The 17947-nt window shown below is 69.6% G+C and carries 24 protein-coding genes and 1 pseudogene; 9 read left to right on the forward strand and 16 right to left on the reverse strand.

Annotation, left to right across the window (positions count from 1 at the left end; all coding sequences use genetic code 11):
• Positions 1-12: 12 nt before the first annotated feature.
• The 5 genes from MJQ72_RS40110 to MJQ72_RS40130 all read right to left on the reverse strand — a co-directional run bounded on the left by MJQ72_RS40110 (position 13) and on the right by MJQ72_RS40130 (position 3153).
• A complete protein-coding gene (locus MJQ72_RS40110; protein ID WP_240596109.1) occupies positions 13-492 on the reverse strand; it encodes a carboxypeptidase regulatory-like domain-containing protein in 480 nt (159 codons plus the stop codon).
• Complete coding sequence (locus tag MJQ72_RS40115; protein ID WP_007030724.1) at positions 489-1094, reverse strand: RNA polymerase sigma factor; 606 nt, start codon at positions 1092-1094, stop codon at positions 489-491. The genes MJQ72_RS40110 and MJQ72_RS40115 overlap by 4 nt, the downstream gene beginning before the upstream one ends.
• A 328-nt stretch (positions 1095-1422) precedes the next feature.
• Complete coding sequence (locus MJQ72_RS40120) at positions 1423-1593, reverse strand: hypothetical protein (RefSeq protein WP_167337756.1); 171 nt, start codon at positions 1591-1593, stop codon at positions 1423-1425.
• Between the two features lie 125 nt (positions 1594-1718).
• On the reverse strand, positions 1719-2435 hold the full coding sequence (locus MJQ72_RS40125; protein ID WP_240596110.1) for an SGNH/GDSL hydrolase family protein: 717 nt from the start codon (positions 2433-2435) through the stop codon (positions 1719-1721).
• Between the two features lie 85 nt (positions 2436-2520).
• A complete protein-coding gene (locus MJQ72_RS40130) occupies positions 2521-3153 on the reverse strand; it encodes an NAD(P)-dependent oxidoreductase (protein WP_240596111.1) in 633 nt (210 codons plus the stop codon).
• Positions 3154-3249: 96 nt separating this feature from the next.
• Between MJQ72_RS40130 and MJQ72_RS40135 the strand changes: the two genes are divergently transcribed.
• On the forward strand, positions 3250-3840 hold the full coding sequence (locus MJQ72_RS40135; RefSeq protein WP_240596112.1) for a TetR/AcrR family transcriptional regulator: 591 nt from the start codon (positions 3250-3252) through the stop codon (positions 3838-3840).
• A 134-nt stretch (positions 3841-3974) separates the two neighbouring features.
• On the opposite strand, the gene MJQ72_RS40140 is transcribed toward MJQ72_RS40135, so the two are convergent.
• Complete coding sequence (locus tag MJQ72_RS40140; RefSeq protein ID WP_240596113.1) at positions 3975-4478, reverse strand: GbsR/MarR family transcriptional regulator; 504 nt, start codon at positions 4476-4478, stop codon at positions 3975-3977.
• Positions 4479-4572: 94 nt separating this feature from the next.
• Between MJQ72_RS40140 and MJQ72_RS40145 the strand changes: the two genes are divergently transcribed.
• Positions 4573-5469 carry an ABC transporter ATP-binding protein gene (locus MJQ72_RS40145; protein WP_240596114.1) on the forward strand — a complete coding sequence of 299 codons (897 nt, stop codon included), beginning with the start codon at positions 4573-4575 and terminating at the stop codon, positions 5467-5469.
• Positions 5466-7100 (forward strand): ABC transporter permease, encoded by a 1635-nt coding sequence (locus MJQ72_RS40150; protein ID WP_240596115.1) that lies wholly within the window; start codon positions 5466-5468, stop codon positions 7098-7100. Before MJQ72_RS40145 ends, MJQ72_RS40150 begins: the two co-directional genes overlap by 4 nt.
• A gap of 317 nt (positions 7101-7417) precedes the next feature.
• On the opposite strand, the gene MJQ72_RS40155 is transcribed toward MJQ72_RS40150, so the two are convergent.
• The 5 genes and pseudogenes from MJQ72_RS40155 to MJQ72_RS40175 all read right to left on the reverse strand — a co-directional run bounded on the left by MJQ72_RS40155 (position 7418) and on the right by MJQ72_RS40175 (position 10118).
• Positions 7418-7729: a hypothetical protein gene (locus MJQ72_RS40155; RefSeq protein WP_240596116.1), complete on the reverse strand. Its 312-nt coding sequence runs from the start codon at positions 7727-7729 to the stop codon at positions 7418-7420.
• A gap of 53 nt (positions 7730-7782) precedes the next feature.
• A pseudogene (locus tag MJQ72_RS40160) lies at positions 7783-8339 on the reverse strand (TetR/AcrR family transcriptional regulator).
• A gap of 63 nt (positions 8340-8402) precedes the next feature.
• On the reverse strand, positions 8403-9188 hold the full coding sequence (locus tag MJQ72_RS40165; protein WP_240596117.1) for a metal-dependent hydrolase: 786 nt from the start codon (positions 9186-9188) through the stop codon (positions 8403-8405).
• Positions 9188-9595, reverse strand: a complete 408-nt coding sequence (locus MJQ72_RS40170; RefSeq protein WP_240596118.1) for an STAS domain-containing protein — start codon at positions 9593-9595, stop codon at positions 9188-9190. Before MJQ72_RS40170 ends, MJQ72_RS40165 begins: the two co-directional genes overlap by 1 nt.
• Positions 9596-9809: 214 nt before the next feature.
• Positions 9810-10118 carry a WhiB family transcriptional regulator gene (locus MJQ72_RS40175; protein ID WP_016330769.1) on the reverse strand — a complete coding sequence of 103 codons (309 nt, stop codon included), beginning with the start codon at positions 10116-10118 and terminating at the stop codon, positions 9810-9812.
• 190 nt (positions 10119-10308) lie between these two features.
• Between MJQ72_RS40175 and MJQ72_RS40180 the strand changes: the two genes are divergently transcribed.
• From MJQ72_RS40180 to MJQ72_RS40190, 3 genes are all read left to right on the forward strand, one after another.
• Positions 10309-10725, forward strand: coding sequence for an anti-sigma factor (locus MJQ72_RS40180; protein ID WP_016330768.1), 417 nt, complete (start codon positions 10309-10311; stop codon positions 10723-10725).
• Positions 10722-11495, forward strand: a complete 774-nt coding sequence (locus MJQ72_RS40185; protein ID WP_315860798.1) for a SigB/SigF/SigG family RNA polymerase sigma factor — start codon at positions 10722-10724, stop codon at positions 11493-11495. Before MJQ72_RS40180 ends, MJQ72_RS40185 begins: the two co-directional genes overlap by 4 nt.
• Before the next feature lie 77 nt (positions 11496-11572).
• Positions 11573-11998: an ATP-binding protein gene (locus MJQ72_RS40190; RefSeq protein ID WP_240596119.1), complete on the forward strand. Its 426-nt coding sequence runs from the start codon at positions 11573-11575 to the stop codon at positions 11996-11998.
• Here the strand turns inward: MJQ72_RS40190 and MJQ72_RS40195 are convergent.
• Positions 11967-12443: a MarR family transcriptional regulator gene (locus tag MJQ72_RS40195; protein ID WP_240601543.1), complete on the reverse strand. Its 477-nt coding sequence runs from the start codon at positions 12441-12443 to the stop codon at positions 11967-11969. The two genes, MJQ72_RS40190 and MJQ72_RS40195, sit on opposite strands and share 32 nt — an antisense overlap.
• Before the next feature lie 55 nt (positions 12444-12498).
• On the opposite strand from MJQ72_RS40195, the gene MJQ72_RS40200 reads away from it, so the two are divergent.
• Entirely contained in the window at positions 12499-13134 is a 636-nt protein-coding gene (locus MJQ72_RS40200) for a nitroreductase family protein (RefSeq protein ID WP_240596120.1), read from the forward strand.
• Here the strand turns inward: MJQ72_RS40200 and MJQ72_RS40205 are convergent.
• The gene (locus tag MJQ72_RS40205) at positions 13112-13768 is read right to left on the reverse strand and encodes an alpha/beta fold hydrolase (protein WP_240596121.1); all 657 of its coding nucleotides are present in this window, start codon (positions 13766-13768) and stop codon (positions 13112-13114) included. The two genes, MJQ72_RS40200 and MJQ72_RS40205, sit on opposite strands and share 23 nt — an antisense overlap.
• A gap of 28 nt (positions 13769-13796) precedes the next feature.
• Complete coding sequence (locus MJQ72_RS40210; protein WP_394329966.1) at positions 13797-14444, reverse strand: HNH endonuclease family protein; 648 nt, start codon at positions 14442-14444, stop codon at positions 13797-13799.
• Between the two features lie 177 nt (positions 14445-14621).
• Between MJQ72_RS40210 and MJQ72_RS40215 the strand changes: the two genes are divergently transcribed.
• Positions 14622-15614: a tetratricopeptide repeat protein gene (locus MJQ72_RS40215; protein WP_240596122.1), complete on the forward strand. Its 993-nt coding sequence runs from the start codon at positions 14622-14624 to the stop codon at positions 15612-15614.
• A 160-nt stretch (positions 15615-15774) separates the two neighbouring features.
• On the opposite strand, the gene MJQ72_RS40220 is transcribed toward MJQ72_RS40215, so the two are convergent.
• Together MJQ72_RS40220 and MJQ72_RS40225 are read right to left on the reverse strand one after the other, a co-directional pair.
• Positions 15775-16668, reverse strand: a complete 894-nt coding sequence (locus tag MJQ72_RS40220; RefSeq protein WP_240596123.1) for an SWIM zinc finger domain-containing protein — start codon at positions 16666-16668, stop codon at positions 15775-15777.
• A gap of 4 nt (positions 16669-16672) precedes the next feature.
• The gene (locus MJQ72_RS40225; protein WP_240596124.1) at positions 16673-17341 is read right to left on the reverse strand and encodes an SDR family oxidoreductase; all 669 of its coding nucleotides are present in this window, start codon (positions 17339-17341) and stop codon (positions 16673-16675) included.
• A gap of 46 nt (positions 17342-17387) precedes the next feature.
• Here MJQ72_RS40225 and MJQ72_RS40230 point away from each other — a divergent pair, with 46 nt between their 5' ends.
• Complete coding sequence (locus tag MJQ72_RS40230) at positions 17388-17945, forward strand: TetR family transcriptional regulator (protein WP_240596125.1); 558 nt, start codon at positions 17388-17390, stop codon at positions 17943-17945.
• Positions 17946-17947: the final 2 nt, after the last annotated feature.

The raw sequence follows: 17947 nt of genomic DNA on the forward strand, positions 1-17947 counted from the left end.
ACAGCCGTCCGGTTACAGCACCACTGTCGGGGTCACGACCGTCCGGCGACAGGTCACGTCGCCGAGGTGGATCACGATCTGGGTGGTGCCCTGGGGGACGTTGTCCAGCACGAACCGGCCTCCTTCGTCGGCGGTGGTGGAACTCGTGCCGTGCTCGGCGACGCGAACCTCCACTCCGTACTCGCCGGCGGGCACGAGCCAGCCGTCGATCCGGTGCTTCTTGCCGATCTTGGTGAGGTTGATCATCACGGTCAGGTCGCTGACGGTGAAGGTGATCGTGCCGGTGTCGTTGCCACGGACGCCCGCGGTGGCGTCCATCCGTTCCCAGCGGGCGACCTCGACGTCGAGGTTTTCGAGCGCGAGCGCGAACTGAACCCGCTGCACCAGGTCTCCCGGTGGCGGGTCCAGTTCGTCCATGAAGCGCCCGATATCGGCGAGCAAGGCCTCATCGCCCGGGGAGGTCATCTCCCCCGGCGTCCCGAGGTCGTTCATCGGCTTCCCCCTTCGTGGGCCAGCAGGTCGCGCATCGATTCGAGGCAACGGCCCCTGGTCGGGCCGACACTTCCGCGCGGCATACGGAGTGCTTCGGCGACCAGTTGGTATTCGGCCCGCCCGGCGAGCACGGTCAGCCGAAGGAGCTGCTGACAGCGGTGCGGCAGGCGGAGGAAGGCGCGCCAGACCCGGCGATCCCGGTCGGCGCGGACGGCTTCCTCTTCGGGGGCCGGATGGGTGCTCTCCATGCTTTCGGCCAGCTCGTCGGTCAGCGGGACGGGCTGAGCGCGGCGGCCGAAGGGATGCTGGGCTTCGCGCCTGGTGGTGGTGATCAACCAGGCGGCGAGCGCTTTGGGGTCACGGAGTTTTTCGAGCTGGCTGAAGAGCGCGAGCCACACCGTTTGGACCACGTCCTCGGCGGTCAGGCGGTCGAGCCCGTTCGCGCGCGCGACATGCCACACGAGCGGGGTCAGCTCGTGCACAAGTCTGTCCATCGCCTGGCGGTCACCGGCCCGCGCCGCGCGCATGCAGGCGGCATGCAGGTCGGCACCGGTCAGTCCTTCCCATGGCGGGTCTACCTCGGTCGTTTGCACGTCGGTCACCGTATCTGCCCCACTTCGGACGTGTCTTCGTGTCGGCGCTGGCAGTATCGCGGGCCCTTCGGGGAGAAGGAGCGTGCAAGAGGCTCTGGGATACATCAAGTCACTAACTTTTTTGTCGAGTTTTCGGTGGTCCCCCTCGGTGCGGGTGGAGGACAAAGGCACCGGCCGGCGCGAGTAGGTGTGGACTGCGCACCGGCCGGCCCTTTTTCCCTCCCCCGGGCCCGCTCCCCAACGGGCCCGCGTCCGGGCGTCCCCTCCCCCGAAGGAGCACCCGGAGGTGATGCCCGGCGGCCCCCTCGGCCTCCGGACATCACCTGTCTGTGTTCATTCAGTTCGACGGCGGGTTGGTGCCGTACGGGTCCCAGTTGCCGTCCGGGCTGGTGCCGGGACGGGGCGGGACCGGCGCCGTGATCGGCTTCGGCTTCGGGGTCGTCTCTTCGAGGTCTTCGGTGGCCGTGGCCTCGTCGTCGACGGGCGCGGTGTTGGTCTCGGTCGTCATCGGGTGTCCCTCATTTCCTCGACTGCTCCATAGGACGCAACGAGGCTGCCACCAGATACACGCAGAGCCAGCTTTTTCATGGAAATTTCTTAATCTGTGGCAAGCGAGTGACCTGATCAGCGCTTTTACGCCGAAAAGGTGTCGCTGAGTAGCCGGCGGCTCACGTCCGCGAGTTGTCCCGCCCAGCGCCGGTAGCCCTCGGGGCCGGGGTGGAAGCAGTCCTCGGCGAAGGTCGCGGGGTCCAGCATCGCGGCGGGCATCGGGACGTGGACGACGCCGGGCAGCAGTGCCAGCCGGGCGGCCGCGGCGTCGAGGACGGCCGACCGCGCGCCGAGGACGTCCCGCAGCGGACGCGGCAACGAGGGGAACCGGCCCATCGGCGGCACGCCCGCCAGCACCACCGGGACCCGTCCCACGCGACGTCGCAGTGCGACGATCAGGTCGAGCAGGTCACGCCGGTAGCGCGTGGCGGAATGCAGTTCGATCGTGTCGTTGACGCCGAGCGCGATCACGACGAGGTCGGCGGGTTCGAGCAGCGGCAGCAGGTCTTCGCGCACCACGCGGGCGTTGGCGCCGGTCCGGCCGAGCGCCTGCCAGGCGACCGCGCGGCCGCCTCGCGCGAGTTCGTCCGCGAGCCGTCCGGTCAGCGCCTCGGCGTGCGTCGCCGCGCCGACCCCGTCCACAGTGGACTCGCCGAGCACAGCGAGCCGCACCGGGTCGCCGTCGCCGGCCACCAGGCCGGTCACCGGGTCCGCGGCACCGGGCAGCCTGGGCGTCGTACGGCGCACCCGGACGGCTTGCGCGAGAAGGATCGGGGCGAGCACCACCGCACGGCTGATCACCTCGCGACTCTACTTCCGCGTTTCGTCCTCTGAACGCGATCGTTGCGCACGCAACAACCGCATCGAGAGGACGAAACGCGGGGAGTCAGCCGTGGGCGATCGAGACGGTCTGGCGGACGAGCGAGTCGTCCGCGGCCGCGCGGAGCAGGTAGTCGGCGACGTCGGCGCGGTTGATGCTGTAGCTCCCGCGGACGTTGCCGTCGGTGCGGGCGGCGATCTCGCCGGTGTGCGGCCCGTTCAGCAGACGCGGCGGACGCACGATCGTCCAGTCGAGGTCGCTCGCGCGCACGATCCGCTCGGCGGCGATCATGTCCGTGAACGCGTGCCGGAGGATCCTGCCCAGGATCGGCTTGACGACGTTCCTGGTGAAGAAGGCGTCGCCGTCGACGAACGGGCCGCTGGCGCTCACCAGCAGCAGCCGCCGGACACCCGCCGAGCCGAGCGCGGCGACGGCGGCATGGGCCCCGTCGGTGACGATGGTCGTCGGGTTGCGGTCGCGGGAGCCGAGGGCGGAGATCACCGCGTCGCGCCCGGCCACCGCCTCGGCCAGCGCGCCGTGTTCGGACAGCTGCGCGACGACCACCTCCAGCAGGTCGCCTTCGGCCTCCAGCCTGGACGGGTCGCGGACGACCGCCGTGACGTGGTGTCCCGCGGCCAGCGCCTGCTTGACGACTTCGGACCCCACCCCGCCCGTGGCACCGAGAACAGTGAGCTTCATGGTCACGCCTTCCTGGGTTAGTGAACACTCACCCACTATGGTGAGTGTTCACTGACCACTTGTCGAGCGAACGCTGAGAAGCCCTCAGGAGCGAACATGGGAAGCCGCGAGGAGATCGTCGCCGCGGCGGCGAAGGTGATGCGCGAGCAGGGCTACGCGCATGCCACGACGAAGGCCATCGCGCAGGCGGCCGGCTACTCCGAGGCGTTGCTGTACAAGCACTTCAAGGACAAGACCGAGATCTTCACGAGCGTGCTCACCGAGCGGCTGCCCGCGCTCGGGACGACCTTGGACGAGCTGATGAAGACAGCGGCGGACACCCCGCTCGCGGCGAACCTCGCCCGGCTGGCGCGGATCACGCTGTCGTTCTACCTGGAGAGCTTCCCGATCGCGGTGTCGCTGTTCTCTTCACGGGAGCTGCTCGCGACCCACCGGGAACGGGTCATGAGCAGGGACCGCGGGCCGGACGTCCCGCTCGTACGCGTCGCCGAGTACCTGAGGGAAGAGGCCCGGCTCGGCAGGATCCGCGAGGACGCGGATCTGGACGCGTCGGCGTCGCTGCTGCTCGGGGCGTGTTTCCAGTACGCGTTCCTGGCGTCCTTCGAGGACCGCGAACCGTCCGCGAAGGAGCTGGACGAGTGGGCGGAACGGCTGGCGGGCACGCTCTTGGTCGCGGTGGCCTCGTGAGCGCGCACCAGCTGCCCGGCCGATGTCGCGAAAGCCGTCGGCGCACGACCTCTGACCGGCGCACGACCCCGCCTGGGCCTCGTGAGTGTTCAGGACGGTTAGAACCGTCCTGAACACTCACGAGGCCCGAGGGCTCACTTGCCCTTTTCGGCCCGCATCTCGTGCCACTTCGCGTACATGTCGTTGAGCTCCTTGATCATGAAGCTCAGGAAGTCGCGCATCTCGGCGACGCGTTCACCCGCTGGGGTGTCCTGTCCCAGCGCCGAGACGCCCTCGTCGGCCGCGTCGCGCCACATGGTGATCATGCGGTCGCGTTTCATGAAGGTGGCGTACCAAAGGTCGTCGAAGAGCCGGTAGTGGTCGCGGCGTGAGCCGGGCTCGCGTTCCTTGGCGACCAGCCCGATCTGTTCCAGGTACCGCACGGCCCCCGAGATCGCGGCGGGGCTCACCGACAGCTGGTCGGCCAGCTCGGCCGCGGTGAGACGGCCGGCGTCGGTGGTCATCAACGCGGCGAACACCCTGGCGGGCATCCGCTGCATCCCGATCTGGGAAAGCGTGAGGCCCAGGTGCTCCACGTAACGGCGGACGGCGTCCTCGTCTCTCTGGGTGCTCGAAGCACTCTCAGGCGTCGTCGTCATGAGCACATCCTCTCTTACCTCCCCCAGAGTGATCACACCATCCATACGTTTTCTTAACTTCACAACTTCATGAAATCACTGTACCTTCAGCTTCATGGAAAACGCCATCTCCATCTCCGGCCTCCACAAATCCTTCGGCCGGACCAAGGCTTTGGACGGCCTTGACCTGCGGGTACCCGTTGGGGAGGTGCACGGCTTCCTCGGCCCGAACGGCGCGGGGAAGTCGACCACCGTCCGGGTCCTGCTCGGTCTGCTCCACGCGGACTCGGGCGACGTCCGCCTGCTCGGCGGCGACCCCTGGAAGGACGCGGCGAGCCTGCACCGGCGCCTCGCCTACGTCCCCGGCGACGTGAACCTCTGGCCCAACCTCTCCGGCGGCGAGGTGATCGATCTGCTGGGGCGGCTGCGGGGCGGGCTCGACCAGCGCCGCCGCAAGGACCTCGTCGAACGCTTCGACCTCGACCCCAAGAAGAAGGGGCGCACCTACTCCAAGGGCAACCGGCAGAAGGTCGCGATCGTGGCCGCGCTGGCCTCGCGCGTGGACCTGCTGATCCTCGACGAGCCGACCTCCGGCCTCGACCCGCTGATGGAGGCCACCTTCCAGTACGCGATCCAGGAGGAGCGCGAGCAGGGCCGCACGGTGCTGCTGTCGAGCCACATCCTGGCCGAGGTCGAGGCGCTCTGCGACAAGGTCAGCATCATCCGCAACGGGCACACCGTCGAGACCGGCACGCTGGCCGAGCTCCGGCACCTCACCAGGACGTCGATCTCGGCCGAGCTCGCCGGCCCGCCGAACGGGCTGACCAAGCTGGAGAACATCCACGATCTCAAGATCGAGGGCAACCGGGTCCGCTTCGACGTCGAAACCCGCTCCCTCGACGACGCCCTGCGCCAGCTCACCCAGGTCGGCGTCCGCAGCCTGACCAGCCAGCCGCCGACGCTGGAGGAGCTGTTCCTCCGTCACTACACCACCGAAGCGAGCGCGAAATGACCGCGACGCTCGACCGTCCCCTCGTCGCCGGACCGGCGCACGGGCTGGTCGGCACCTGGCACCTGACCAGGCTGGCGCTGCGGCGGGACCGGATCGTCCTGCCGATCTGGATCGTCCTGCTCGGGATCATGCCCTCGACGTCGTCGGGGACGTTCGAAACGTTGTACCCGACGGCCGCCGAACGGGCCGGGCTCACCGCGAGCATGGGCGCGAACCCGTCCCTTTCGCTGATCTACGGCCCGGCCTTCGACCTCTCGACCGCGGGCGGGTTCACCGCGTGGCGGCTCGGCGGCTTCCTCGCCCTGGTCGTCGCGCTGATGGCGGTCTTCACCGTCACCCGGCACACCAGGGCCGAGGAGGACTCGGGCCGCGCGGAGCTGCTGGCCTCCGCGGTGGTCGGCCGGTACGCCCTGCTGACCTCGGGTGTGCTGGTGTCCGCCGGGGCGAGTGTCCTCATCGGACTCGTCGAGACCGGGCTGATGATCGGCGCGAAGCTGCCCGCCGGAGGCTCGCTCGCGTTCGGCGCCGCCACCGCGGTGACCGGGCTGGTCTTCACGGCGGTCGCGGCGGTCGCCGTGCAGGTGGCCGAGTACTCGCGGACGGCCAACGGGATCGGCGCCACCGCCGTCGGGGTCGCGTTCCTGGTGCGCGCGGTCGGCGACTCGACCTCGGACGCGGCCTGGGTCTCGTGGCTGTCGCCGCTCGGCTGGGCGCAGCAGGTGCGGCCGTTCGCCGGCGAGCGGTGGTGGGTCTTCCTGCTTCCGCTGGCCGCGACGGTGGCCGTCGGCGCGATCGGTTACGCGCTCCTTCCGCGCCGCGACGTCGGCACCGGCATCATCCCGCCGCGTCCCGGGCCCGCCGAAGCGGCGGCGTCCCTGCGTAGCCCGTTCGCGTTGGCGTGGCGGCTGCACCGGGGCCCGTTGATCGGCTGGCTGATCGGCACGGCGGTCTGTGCCGCGGTGTTCGGCTCGGTGGCGAGCGGGATCGGTGACGTCGTCGGGGAAAGCCGGCAGGCGAAGGAGATCTTCACCCGGCTGGGCGGCACGGACGCGCTGATCGACGCCTTCATGGCGGCGATGGCCGGCCTGTTCGCCATGATCATCGCCCTCTACGGCGTACAGGCCGCGCTGCGGCTGCGCGCCGAGGAGACCGCGGTGCGGGTCGAGCCGCTGCTCGCGACGAGCGTGGGCAGGCTGCGGCTGCTGGGGAGCCATCTCGTGTTCGCGTTCGGCGGCACGGCGCTGATGATGGTCGTCAGCGGTGTCCTTTTGGGACTGTCGAACGGGATGCGCGCCGGCGGTGTCGGCGGCGCGATCGGGGACATGGTGGTCGCGTCGCTGGCGCAGCTTCCGGCGGTGTGGGTGATCACCGGCCTCGCCGTGACGCTCTTCGGCCTGACGCCGAAGTTCACGACGGCGGCGTGGGCGATCGCCGGGCTGGCGTTGCTGCTCAGCCTGTTCGGCCCGGTGCTGGACCTGCCGCAGGCGATCGTGGACGCCTCACCGTTCTCGCATGTTCCGAAACTGCCCGCCGCGGAGTTCACCGCGACACCGCTGGTCTGGCTGACCGGGATCGCCGTGGTCGCGCTCGTGGCCGGGCTCATGGGCTGGCGGCGTCGCGACGTCGGCTAGCCACAGGGGAAACCGTGAAGGCCGCCCGACGGGGAGGGCGGCCTTCACGGTACTTGCCGTACTCCGCCGTCCGGCGCGACGACCAGTTTTACGACCGGCACGCCGCCTCCGCACGGTCACGCAGGTGCCGACCCAGCACAACTCCAGCGACACCCGGGTGACTTCAGGTGGGACGTCGAGGGAGATCCCCTCCGACAGGGCGATGGCCGGGCACGCCTTCTCACCGGGACCGCACGCGGTCGAAGCGGTGAGCAGGAGCAGGAAAACGGGTAGCCGCCGCATACCGGGCAGACGAGGCGAAGGTCGCCCTGATTGCATCAGTCGCTTCGGAATCCCGTGGTCGTCGACGGCGGCAACGTCGTCGAGGTGGGCGAAGGGGTCACGGTCCTGGTCACCGTGCGCGGCGCCGGCGTGCTGGTGCGCGTGACGACGAGCGGCTCCGGGGTGCTCCCCGGCACGGTCACCGTGACCGGCCCGACCGAACGGGAGGTCGAGGTCGGGGACGGGGTGGTGCCGACTTCGTAGACGCGGTGCTGCGGCTCGCGGGCGGCCACCAAGAGCGCGGCCACGAGGAGCCCGGTCGCGAGGCCCGCGATGGCCGCGACCGCGACGGAACCCTGGCTCGACATCCGGCACCCCCTCGCCATGCGAAGCGCAGGTACGGGGACTACTCGCGTTGATCTTACGTTTTGTTACGCAACGTGCGCAATCCGTCGACAATGATCCGCACCAGATGCCGTTCTTCGAGTGAATACCGTTCGGCGGCGAGGCAACCGGCGATCAGGGCGCGCAGGTCGTCGCCGTCGATGTCCTCGCGGACGGCGCCCGCGGTCTGTGCCCGCGTCAGCAGCGCCTGCGTCGCCGAGCGGAACTCGTCGCCCGCGCTCGCCTTGAAACCCAGCCCGGTCGTTTCGGCGAGCGCGTCGCAGAGGGCCCGGTTGCGGGACGCCTGCTGGACGACGCGTTTGAAGAAGTCGAAGAACGCTTCACCGGGATCTTCGGCGGTCAGCAGCTCGCGGGCCTCGCGCGCGAACTGTTCGAGACGGTCCACGACGACGGCCTGAAACAGCGCTTCCTTGCTGGGGAAATGCCGGTAGACGGTGCCCGCGCCGACCCCGGCGATACGGGCGATCTCGTCGAGGGGACGGCGAGGCCGTCGACGGCGAAGGCCTCTTCGGCGGCCGCGAGCACCTTCGCTCGGTTGCGGCGCGCGTCGGCGCGCAGCACGGGCTTGTCCACTGTTCCCCCTCCTCAACCGGGTCCGGCGTTCCGATTCAACGCCGCCGGCGACGGAGGCATTCCTCAGTGCACCGCGGTCTGCGTCCCGTCCGGCGTGAGCAGCCCCTGGACCGTGGTGAAGAGGTACTCCCAGACACCCGGGATCAGCACCACCGCGGCGATCGCGAACACCGGGAAGATCAGCCGGTTCTCCACCTTCTTGCCGGTGCGGAACCGCAGCGGCTTCGGCGGCCGGATCTCGTACCAGGTCTCGCCCGCGATCGGGATCGGGAACAGGAACGGGCAGCCGGACTCGGTCAGCGCGTCGCCGAGGCAGTGCACGAAACACCCGGCCGCGACGGCGATGCCGAGCCAGCCGGAGATCTCCGCGAGCTGCGCCGCCTTGTCCGGCGGGGCGGTCCACACCCACCAGCCGACGGCGGCGCCGCTGACCGGCAGGAGCCAGTCGCCGAGCGCGCCTTCCGCGAGCAGCAGGCCGAGGACGACCACGCCGAACACGGCCCAAGGCCCGCCCTCGGCGGTACCCCAGGAGGTCAGGAAACCGAGACCGACGGCGAACAGGACGGTGTGCGAAAGATGGCGGTGCTTACCGGTGACCTTCTCGTCGCGGGGTCCCTTGGTCAGCGCGTAGAGAGCCGCGGAAACACGGCGAAGCAGCCATGAGATCGCGCCGGTGAACCAGCCGAGCAGCTTCGACGCGCGAGCGCCCGGGTGGTCGAGGTCGGGCAGGAGGGCGAAACCCGCCGTGGTGGCGGCGAAGACGACCGCCTGGTGCACCGTGCCCGCCCCGACGGCGGGCGCGAGCGCGAGGCCCGCGCACCACCCCGTCAGGGCATGCGTCCGCCCCATCATCTTGCTGCCCCCAGGTGTCGCGGATCACGAGCCCACGACCGTAGCGGGGGATCAGGCGGGGGCTCCTCCGACACGCTGAGGTGCTCGGCGACGCCGGTGAGCTCGATCACGCGGCTCACCTGCGGACTGGGCACCAGTTCGAGCTCGACCGCCTTCTCGGCGGCCTGGCGCTGCGCCTGGAGCACCACGTTCAGCGCCGAGGAGTCGAAGAAGGTCACGCCGGTCAGGTCGGCGACCACCCGGCCCGACGGTTTGTCCGTGATCAGGGCCCCGAGGGTCTCCTGAAGCTGCGGGCTCGTCAGCAGGTCTAGCTCACCGGTGACCACCACACGCGGTTCAGACGCGTCGGCGTCCAGCGTGATGCTGAAACCGGGCGGCGTGGTGTTCTGGTCCGCTGCGGGCATGCACATTCTCCTCATCAGGTGAGAACCGACGCTCAGCGCCGGAACGCGCCTGTGGTCTCAAGCGACGGCCGCGCCCAGTCCGGACACGGACGCACGCTCTTCTTCGGCGGGTAGGCGTGGCTGTCCCCGCAACGACAGTCCCAACCCTAACCCAGTACGGACGGGGCGCCACGATCGCCGTCGTGCGCGTCGCCGACCGGTGCCCGGGGCGCGCTCAATGTGCCGTCAAGGCCTTGCGCCCGGCGCGGCGTTCGCGGAGGAACAGCTCGCGGCGCTCGATCTCGCCAAGGCCACCCCAGATGCCGTACGGCTCCTGCACCGCCAGCGCGTGCTTGCGGCACTGCGCCAGCACGGGGCAGGTGTGGCAGATCGCCTTGGCCCGCGATTCGCGCCGCTCACGGGCGGAACCGCGTTCGTTGTCCGTGTGGAAGAACAAGCTGCTGTCCGCGCCTCGGCACGACCCACGGAGCTGCCAGTCCCACTCTTCCGCCACCACGTTCGGCAGCCGGCTCACGTCAGCCATGTCGGTCCCCGCCTTCCAAGGAGATCGTTTGTCGCCGGTTACATGCCCGCCCCTGCACGGCTCAAACGTGGGTTTGGTTTGCTCACACCCAGGGCATTGAATCCAACGCCGGGCGCGTTGCGCCTCCTTTGAGGGTGGCGGCGGGGGCATCGGTGGAGGATCGGCAGCGCAGCTCGAGAGAGGAACAAACGTGGTGGACAACACCCCGCCCGGCGGGGAGGGCGCTCAACTCATCGAGGTACGCACGGCCGCGGTACCGCACGTGGTACCGACCCTCCGGACGATCGTCGCGGATATCGCGATGCGCCAGGACTTCGACCTGGACGCCGTCGAAGATCTCCGGATGGCGGTGGACGAGGCCTGCTCCATGCTGCTCCCCTCGGCCGCCGACGGTCATCTGACCTGCGTTTTCTCGTGGAAGGACGGGCGGATCGAGGTGACCGTCTCGGTGCTTTCGGACTCCCCGGAACCCGACGACGAGACCGGTCTGTCCTGGCAGCTGCTCACCGCGCTCGCGACGTCCGCGCGGCGGAGTGTCACCCCGGCCGACGGCGGCTACCTGTCCAGGGTGGAACTCATCCGGGAGAGCGAGGCGGCCCGGCCGTGACCGAACCCGTCGAGCAAGACGGCGCGGATGTCCCGGCCCTGTTCGAGCGCATGTGCGCGCTGCCCCCGAACGCCCCCGAACGCGAGGCGCTGCGGGACGAGCTGGTGCGCGCGCACCTCGAACTCGCGCGCAATCTGGCGCGCAAGTTCCGCAACCGGGACGAGTCGATGGAGGATCTGGTCCAGATCGCGACGATCGGGCTGATCCACGCCGTCGACCGGTTCGACCCCGGCCAGGGCAGCGACTTCCTGGCCTTCGCGGTCCCCACCATCTCCGGCGAGCTGCGGCACCACTTCCGCGACAACAGCTGGTCGGTCCGGGTGCCGCGGCGGCTCAAGGAGCTGAACGCGAACATCTCGGCCGCGCGCGAGGAGCTGACCGTCCGGCTCTCCCGCGCGCCGAAACCCAGTGAGATCGCCACGCATCTCGGCGTCCCGATCGACGAGGTCTACGAGGGCCTTCGCGCCGGTCAGGGCCGGTACGGGGCCTCGCTGGACAACCTGCTGGAGAACTCGGCGCACACCCGCTTCGGCGAGGCGGACGCCAATCTGAGCCAGGCGGAGCTGCGCGAGGCGCTGCGGCCGATGCTGGAACGGCTGCCCGACCGCGAGCGCAAGATCGTCGCGCTGCGGTTCGGGTCCGGGATGAGCCAGTCGGATATCGCGCGCCGTGTCGGCGTTTCCCAGATGCAGGTGTCAAGGCTGCTGGCCGCCACGCTCAAGAAACTGCGCGAAGGATTGACCGAGACGGAACTCACGGACGGAGCCTGATTCGACCTCGGCCCTTGTGGGTATCAGGGAGGCGAACAGCGGATCTGGGAGTCTCTCGTGAGGGGAGGTGCGGAACCATGACGATGTCCAAGACGCGATCGGAGGGCTCGTTGCCGGTGGTCTCCCTGCCCCTTCCGGTCGATGTGACTGCCCCCGCCGTCGCGCGGCAGGCCGTGCGGGCGACCCTGGGGAGCCTCGGCCTCGACGGCCCGGCTGTCGACGACGTCCTCTTGGCCACCTCCGAGCTGGTCACGAACGCCTTCGAGCACGGCGAGAAGCCGGACAGGCTCGAAGTCGAATACTCCGGCGGAAGGCTCACCCTGCGGGTCTTCGACTCCGGGACGAACCGGCCGAAGCTGAAGGAGCCGTCGCCGATGGCGGCGCGCAGCCGCGGTCTTCAGCTGGTGCACGCGTTGTCCGACGACTGGGGACACGAGCTCTGCTCGGGCGGGAAGTACGTCTGGGCCGTGTTCAGTCTTGCCCGAGCCGACGCTTCAGCTTGAGCGCGGCGTCCGTCTCGGCGATGCGCTCCCGGAGCGGTTTCCGCTCCAAGGCTTCGACGGCGGCGACCAGCACCTCCCTGAGCGGGTACGGCAGTTCGGCTTCCAGCTGCGCGGCCGCGGCGCTGGTCGCCGCCCATTCCGCTTCGAGTGTCGGCATCAGACGGAGCGTCTTCTCGGTCAGCGAGACGATCCTCTGCCGGGCGTCGGTGCCCGGCCGCAGCGAGACGAGGTCCTGCCGCGCCATCTGCGCGATGGTCTGACTGGCCGCGGAATGGGTGACGCCGACTTCGGCGGCGAGGTCGCGGATGGGCAGCGGCCCGTGCTCGACGATCGCGCGGACGAACGGGGTGAACCGCGGGCGGTAGTCCCCCAGCCCGATGTCCTCGAAGAACGCGGAGACGTCCGCTTCGGTCACGTCGAGGACGTGCCTGAGCAAAGTGCCCATCCCTCGTTCGCGCGGCGGCCTCCCCACCAGCGGATCATAACGACATAATCCTCGGATGACGCCCGAAGAGCTGCTGACGACCACCCGGACCGTCCGCAAACGACTGGACCTGACCCGGCCGGTGCCTCTCGAACTGGTCAAACACGCCCTGCAGGTCGCGCTGCAGGCGCCGAGCGGGTCGAACACGCAGCGCTGGCACTGGCTCGTGATCACCGATCCCGGGCAGCGGGCCGAGCTCGGGAAGCTCTACCAGCGGGCTTGCCGCGAGTACCTGGATTCCCCTCGGGCGGCGGGGAAGCTGTTCGCGGACGACCCGGAGCGGTCGAAGGTGCAGAAGCGCGTCGGCTCCAGCGTCGAGTACCTGGCCGACAAGATGGGCGAAGTGCCCGTGCACGTCATCCCGTGCCTGGAGACGAACAGCGCGGAACTGCCGGCCGGGAACCAGGCCGGACTGTGGGGGAACTTGCTGCCGGCGGTGTGGAGCTACATGCTCGCGGCGCGGGCGGTCACGCTCGGCACGGCGTGGACGACGCTGCACCTCGCGTACGAGAAGGAGGCCGCGGAGATCCTCGGCCTGCCGGAGAACGTGCACCAGGCCGCGCTCATCCCGACCGCGTTCTACACCGGCGACACCTTCAAGCCCGCCGCGCGTCAGCCGCTCGAAGACGTCATGCGGCTGGATCGCTGGTGAGGTAGGACTCCAAGCGGTCCGCGAGTTCCTTGGGGTGGCTCAACGGCACGGCGTGGCAGCCGTCGATCTCGTCGGGCGCGAAACCGAGCCTGTCCTGGACGACCCGGCGTTGGAACTCAGGCGTGAAGAAGCGGTCTTCGCGCGCGATGAGCGCCTTCGTCGGGACGTCCGGCCACTTGTCCAGCGGCCACGGCTGTCCCCATTCGGCGCTGACCTGGTTCCGGGCGTGCGAACCCGCCTCCGCGACGATGTCCGCGGGGACGCCGCCGTAGAACTGCTCTTCTTCGCTGAGGCTTTCGTCGGATTTGAAACCCGTGTTACCCCACCAGTCCCCCGGCGACTCGCCCGGCTTCGGGACCATCGGCGTCAGCATCACGAGCAGCCGCGGCGAGAGCTTCTCGGCCACCAGCGGCGCGGTGAAACCGCCGTAGGAATGGCCCAGCACCACCAGGTCCTCGCGGTCGCCGATCGCGTTCACGACGGCGTCGACGTGTTCTCCGAAGCCCGCCTTCTCGTCGTCGATCGGCAGGTTCACCGCGACGACGTCGTGCCCGCGGCCGGTCAGCTCCGCCTCGAGGAGGTGGAAGTCCCAGGCGCTGCCGCCACCGCCGTGGATCAGTACGAAGGTCGCCATCGCCCCAGCCAACCCGATTCCGGGCGGATCAGCAACGACCGAGCATGTCGCTGAGCGCGCTCTTCTCCGCGGTCGTGATCGTGAGGCCGTAGTAGTGCTTCACGGTGATCCAGTCGGTGGCGTAGGTGCACCAGAACGACACGAGCGGCGGCTTCCACTGATCCGGCGCCTTGTCGCTCTTCTCCTGGTTGACGTTGTCGGTGACGGCGAACAGCTGCGGCCGGGTCAGGTCGTTCGCGAACTGGCGCCGCTTCTCGTCGGTCCACGACTTCGCGCCGCTGACCCAGCTTTGGGCGAGCGGCACCATGTGGTCGATGTCGATGTCGGTCGGCTTCGTCCAGGTCTCGCCGTCGTAGACGCTCGTCCAGCTACCGGAGGTCGGGGCGCAGTCGGAACCGGCCTTGACGTCCTTGCCGTCGCGTTTGAGCACGAACTCGCGGGTGTTGCAGTTGTTCCCCTGGTTGTCCCAGTGCGGGTACTTCTTGCGGTCGTAGCCGTCCATCGAACCGCGCGGGGCGACGGTGAGTTCGTCCAGCTGCTTGCGCGCGTCGGCCGCGCTGGCCGGGTTCGCGGGCTTCGGCTGCAGCGCGTCGCCCTTGCCGCTCACGAACCAGAACACCGCGAGCACGACGGCGGCGAGGGTGATCAGCAGGAGCAACCGCTGAGCAGTGGTCATCTGGCTGGTACGCGTGGCCACCGCGCGGTTCCTCTCGACGGGGATTGGGGAGCGCCAAGTATCGCCGCGGCGGGCGCGGAAACCGGGTGCGACACGGCGATGACACCCGGTAGTTGTTGTCACATCGGGGCCCTGAGCAGCGACTACCCCAGGGACGCTGCCGGAAGGAGCGGGCTTGTGGGCGCCGAAAAACGTAAGTGGAACACCAGGGTCGACGACTATCTGAACCGGAAGGCCGCGGAGCGCGGGCACGTGATCGCCATGGCGCGTATGGGATCCACCGCGCTGGAGCGTGGTGATCTCGACGAGGCCGAGACGTGGTTCCGCAAGGCCGCCGAGGGCGGGGACAGGGTCGCGATGGGCAACCTGGCGCGTCTGCTGAACGAGCGCGGCGTACCGGAACAGGCCGAACGCTGGTACCGCGAAGCCGCGACCGCCGGTGATTCGCATGCCATGTCGCATCTGGGAAATGTCTGTGCGCGCCGAGGCGATCGGGAGGCGGCGGAGGACTGGTGGCGCCGCGCCGCCGCCGAGGGCCGCGTCGAGGCGATGGCGGAACTCGCGCGGTCCCGGCACCGAAGCGGCGATCTCGAAGAGGCCGAGTACTGGGCGGGCGCGGCCGCCGAAGCGGGCAGCGTCGAAGGCATGATCACGCTCGGCGCGGTGCTGTGCGACACCGGCCGGACGGCCGAAGCGGATCCCTGGTGGCGCAAGGCGAGCGAAGAGGCCGACGCGGCGTCGCTGATCAAACTCGGCCACCAGGCCCAGCAGCGGGGCGACCTCGCGCGCGCCGAAAGCTGCTTTCACGCGGCCGCGGCCGCCGGTGCCCCCGACGCCGCCGTCCGCCTCGGCCTGGTGCTGCACCGCCGCGGCGAACTCGACGCCGCCGAACGCTGGTATCTCAAGGCCGCCAAACGGGGCGACGCCGCCGCGATGACGAACCTGGGTGTGCTGGCCAACGACCGGAACGATCCCGGCGAGGCCACCGCCTGGTACCGGAAGGCCGCGGAGCTCGGCAGTGTTCCCGCGTACACCAACCTCGGCAGGCTGGCCGCCGACCACGGGAACTTCCAGGAGGCCGAACACTGGTTCCGCGCGGCCGCCGACACCGGCGACCAGGCGGGGCTGAAGGATCTGGAGGAGCTGTACCGCAACCGCCAGCGGTACTAGGCCGTGTCCTGCAAGGCTTGTTCGCGGTCTTCGCGCCCAGGTGCTCCCTGACGGCACGGCCGGGCTCGGCCGAGTACGACCCGGTACGAGGCCGACCCGCCCGCACCGCCAGGAACCACCTGGATCACGAAGCCCATCGAACAGCCTTACAGGACACGGCCTAGGCCTTCCAGTTCCGCATCGCCGCGAACCCCTCGCGCAGCCGCTGGAGCTTGCGGCTGCGGTACGGGTCCTCGCCGTCGTCGAGCCGCCACCGCTCCTCGACGCCGGCGCGGAACACCGCGAGCCCCTCGAAACCGAGGCCCGCGGTGAAGTCCGCGATGTTCACGTCGACCCGGCCGGAACCGTCGAGATCCAGCCGTAGCAACCATTCCGCGAGTTCCTTGGGCTCCGGCGGCGAGTCCGCGCAGGCCTCCGCGTACAACGCGAGCGCGCCCTGCACCTCGGAGCCGAGCGCGCCGAAGGAGTCTTCGACGAAGTCCAGCGCCTCCACCACCAGCTCGATGACGCGGCACAGCAGCGGCCCGTCCATGAGTTCCCTGGCGGTGGCGAGCACCTCGCGCACCTTCTCGGTGTACGCGACCGTGCCCTGGAAGCCGACGAAACCGCGCAACCGCAACGTTCCCTCGACGTGCCGGCGCAACGCGCCGAGGTCTTCGCGACCGGCCTTGAGCGAGAGTTTGCGGAACAGGACCGGGTCCTCGTTCGCGTGCCCGACGAGCAGTTCGATCAGCTCGTCGCGGTCCAGCGTCTCGACGTACCCGCGGATGTCGGCCGCGCCGCCGTCCGCCACTCCTTCGAGGACCAGCAGCCCGACGGCCACGCAATGCTTGCAGAAGAAGCCGTCCGCCGCGTGCGGGCAGGAGCACTCGCCGACCAGCTCGCCGTCGACGTTGCGCAACCGGACCGTGTACCGGTCGGTGCCGCTGACCACCGCCGTCACCCCGCCCGCGACGTCGTCCAGCGTCTCGACCGACTCCAGGTACTTGGCTCCGCGCGCGAAGGAGACGTCGCCTGCCTGCCTGCGGAGTTCGTCCTCGCTGAACCACGTCACCGGCCTATTCTGCGCCTCGCGCCGGAGGACCGAGGAACAACCCACCGCTCGCGTCGAGGACCTGCCCGGTCACCCACCGGGCGTCGTCGGAGACGAGGAACGCGACGACGTCCGCGATGTCCTCCGCGGTACCGAGCCTCCGGTGCGCGGTGAGGCTCGCGATCGCGGTTGTCAACTCGGGCGTGAAGATCTGGCCGTTGTCCGCGGTCCTGGTGGCGCCCGGCGCGACGACGTTGACCGTGATGCCGCGGGGTCCGAGCTGGTGGGCGAGGGTGCGGCTCATCGTTTCGAGCGCTCCCTTGGTCATCGCGAAGGACGTTTGTGCCGGGTTGGCCATCCTGGTGGCGACCGACGAGACGTTGACGATGCGGCCGCCGTCGTTCAGCGGCGCCCGCTGGATGAGGAAGTACGGCGCCTTCACGTTCACCGCCATCAGGTGGTCGAAGCTTTCGGGCGTGTCGGTCTCGATCGGCCCACGCGGCGCGGCGGCCGCGTTGTTGACCAGGATGTCCAGGCTGTCGATGCCCTCCAGGGCTTTGTCGACTCCCTCCATGGTCGACAAGTCGCCCTTGGCGCTGTCATGCCTTCGGACTTCGATGCCGTCCTTCTCCAACCTGCGCGCGATCGCCGCCCCGATCCCCCGCGACGCCCCGGTCACCAATGCCGTCTTCATGCGCACCCCAGATGTTAGTGACTAACACTTTGATAGTGTCTACCACGTGAGCCTCCGAGACCGCCAACGCGCCGAAACCCGCCTCGCGGTCCAGACTCACGCCATCCGCCTCTTCACCGACCGCGGCTACGACGCGACCACCGTCGCCGACGTCGCCGCGGCCGCCGGCGTCTCGGCGATGACGGTCTACCGGCACTTCCCGACGAAGGAGGACCTGGTCCTCTACGACGAATACGACCCCGTGACCGCTTCGGCCGTCGCTGCCGCGCCTCCTGGCCCCTTGCCCGCGCGGATCGGACACGCGCTCTCGGAGACGGCCGCTCACGGGTCCTCATCGGAGAAGGCGTTCCTGCTGGCGCGGCTGCGGCTGATGATCTCGGTCCCGGCGCTGCGGGCGCGGCATCTGGACAGCCAGTACGCGACGGCCGATGCGATCGTGGGCGCCCTCGACTGCTCACCCAAGGAGGAGTTTCGGGTGCGGGCTACGGCTATGGCGTGCCTTGGGGCGGCGCATGTGGCGCTGCTTCGGTGGGCGGAGACGGATGGGGAGGCGGATCTGGCGGGTTTGATCCGCGAGGCGCTGACCAGCGCTTTTGGGACTTGATC

The organism is Amycolatopsis sp. EV170708-02-1, assembly GCF_022479115.1.
Taxonomy (GTDB): Bacteria; Actinomycetota; Actinomycetes; order Mycobacteriales; family Pseudonocardiaceae; genus Amycolatopsis.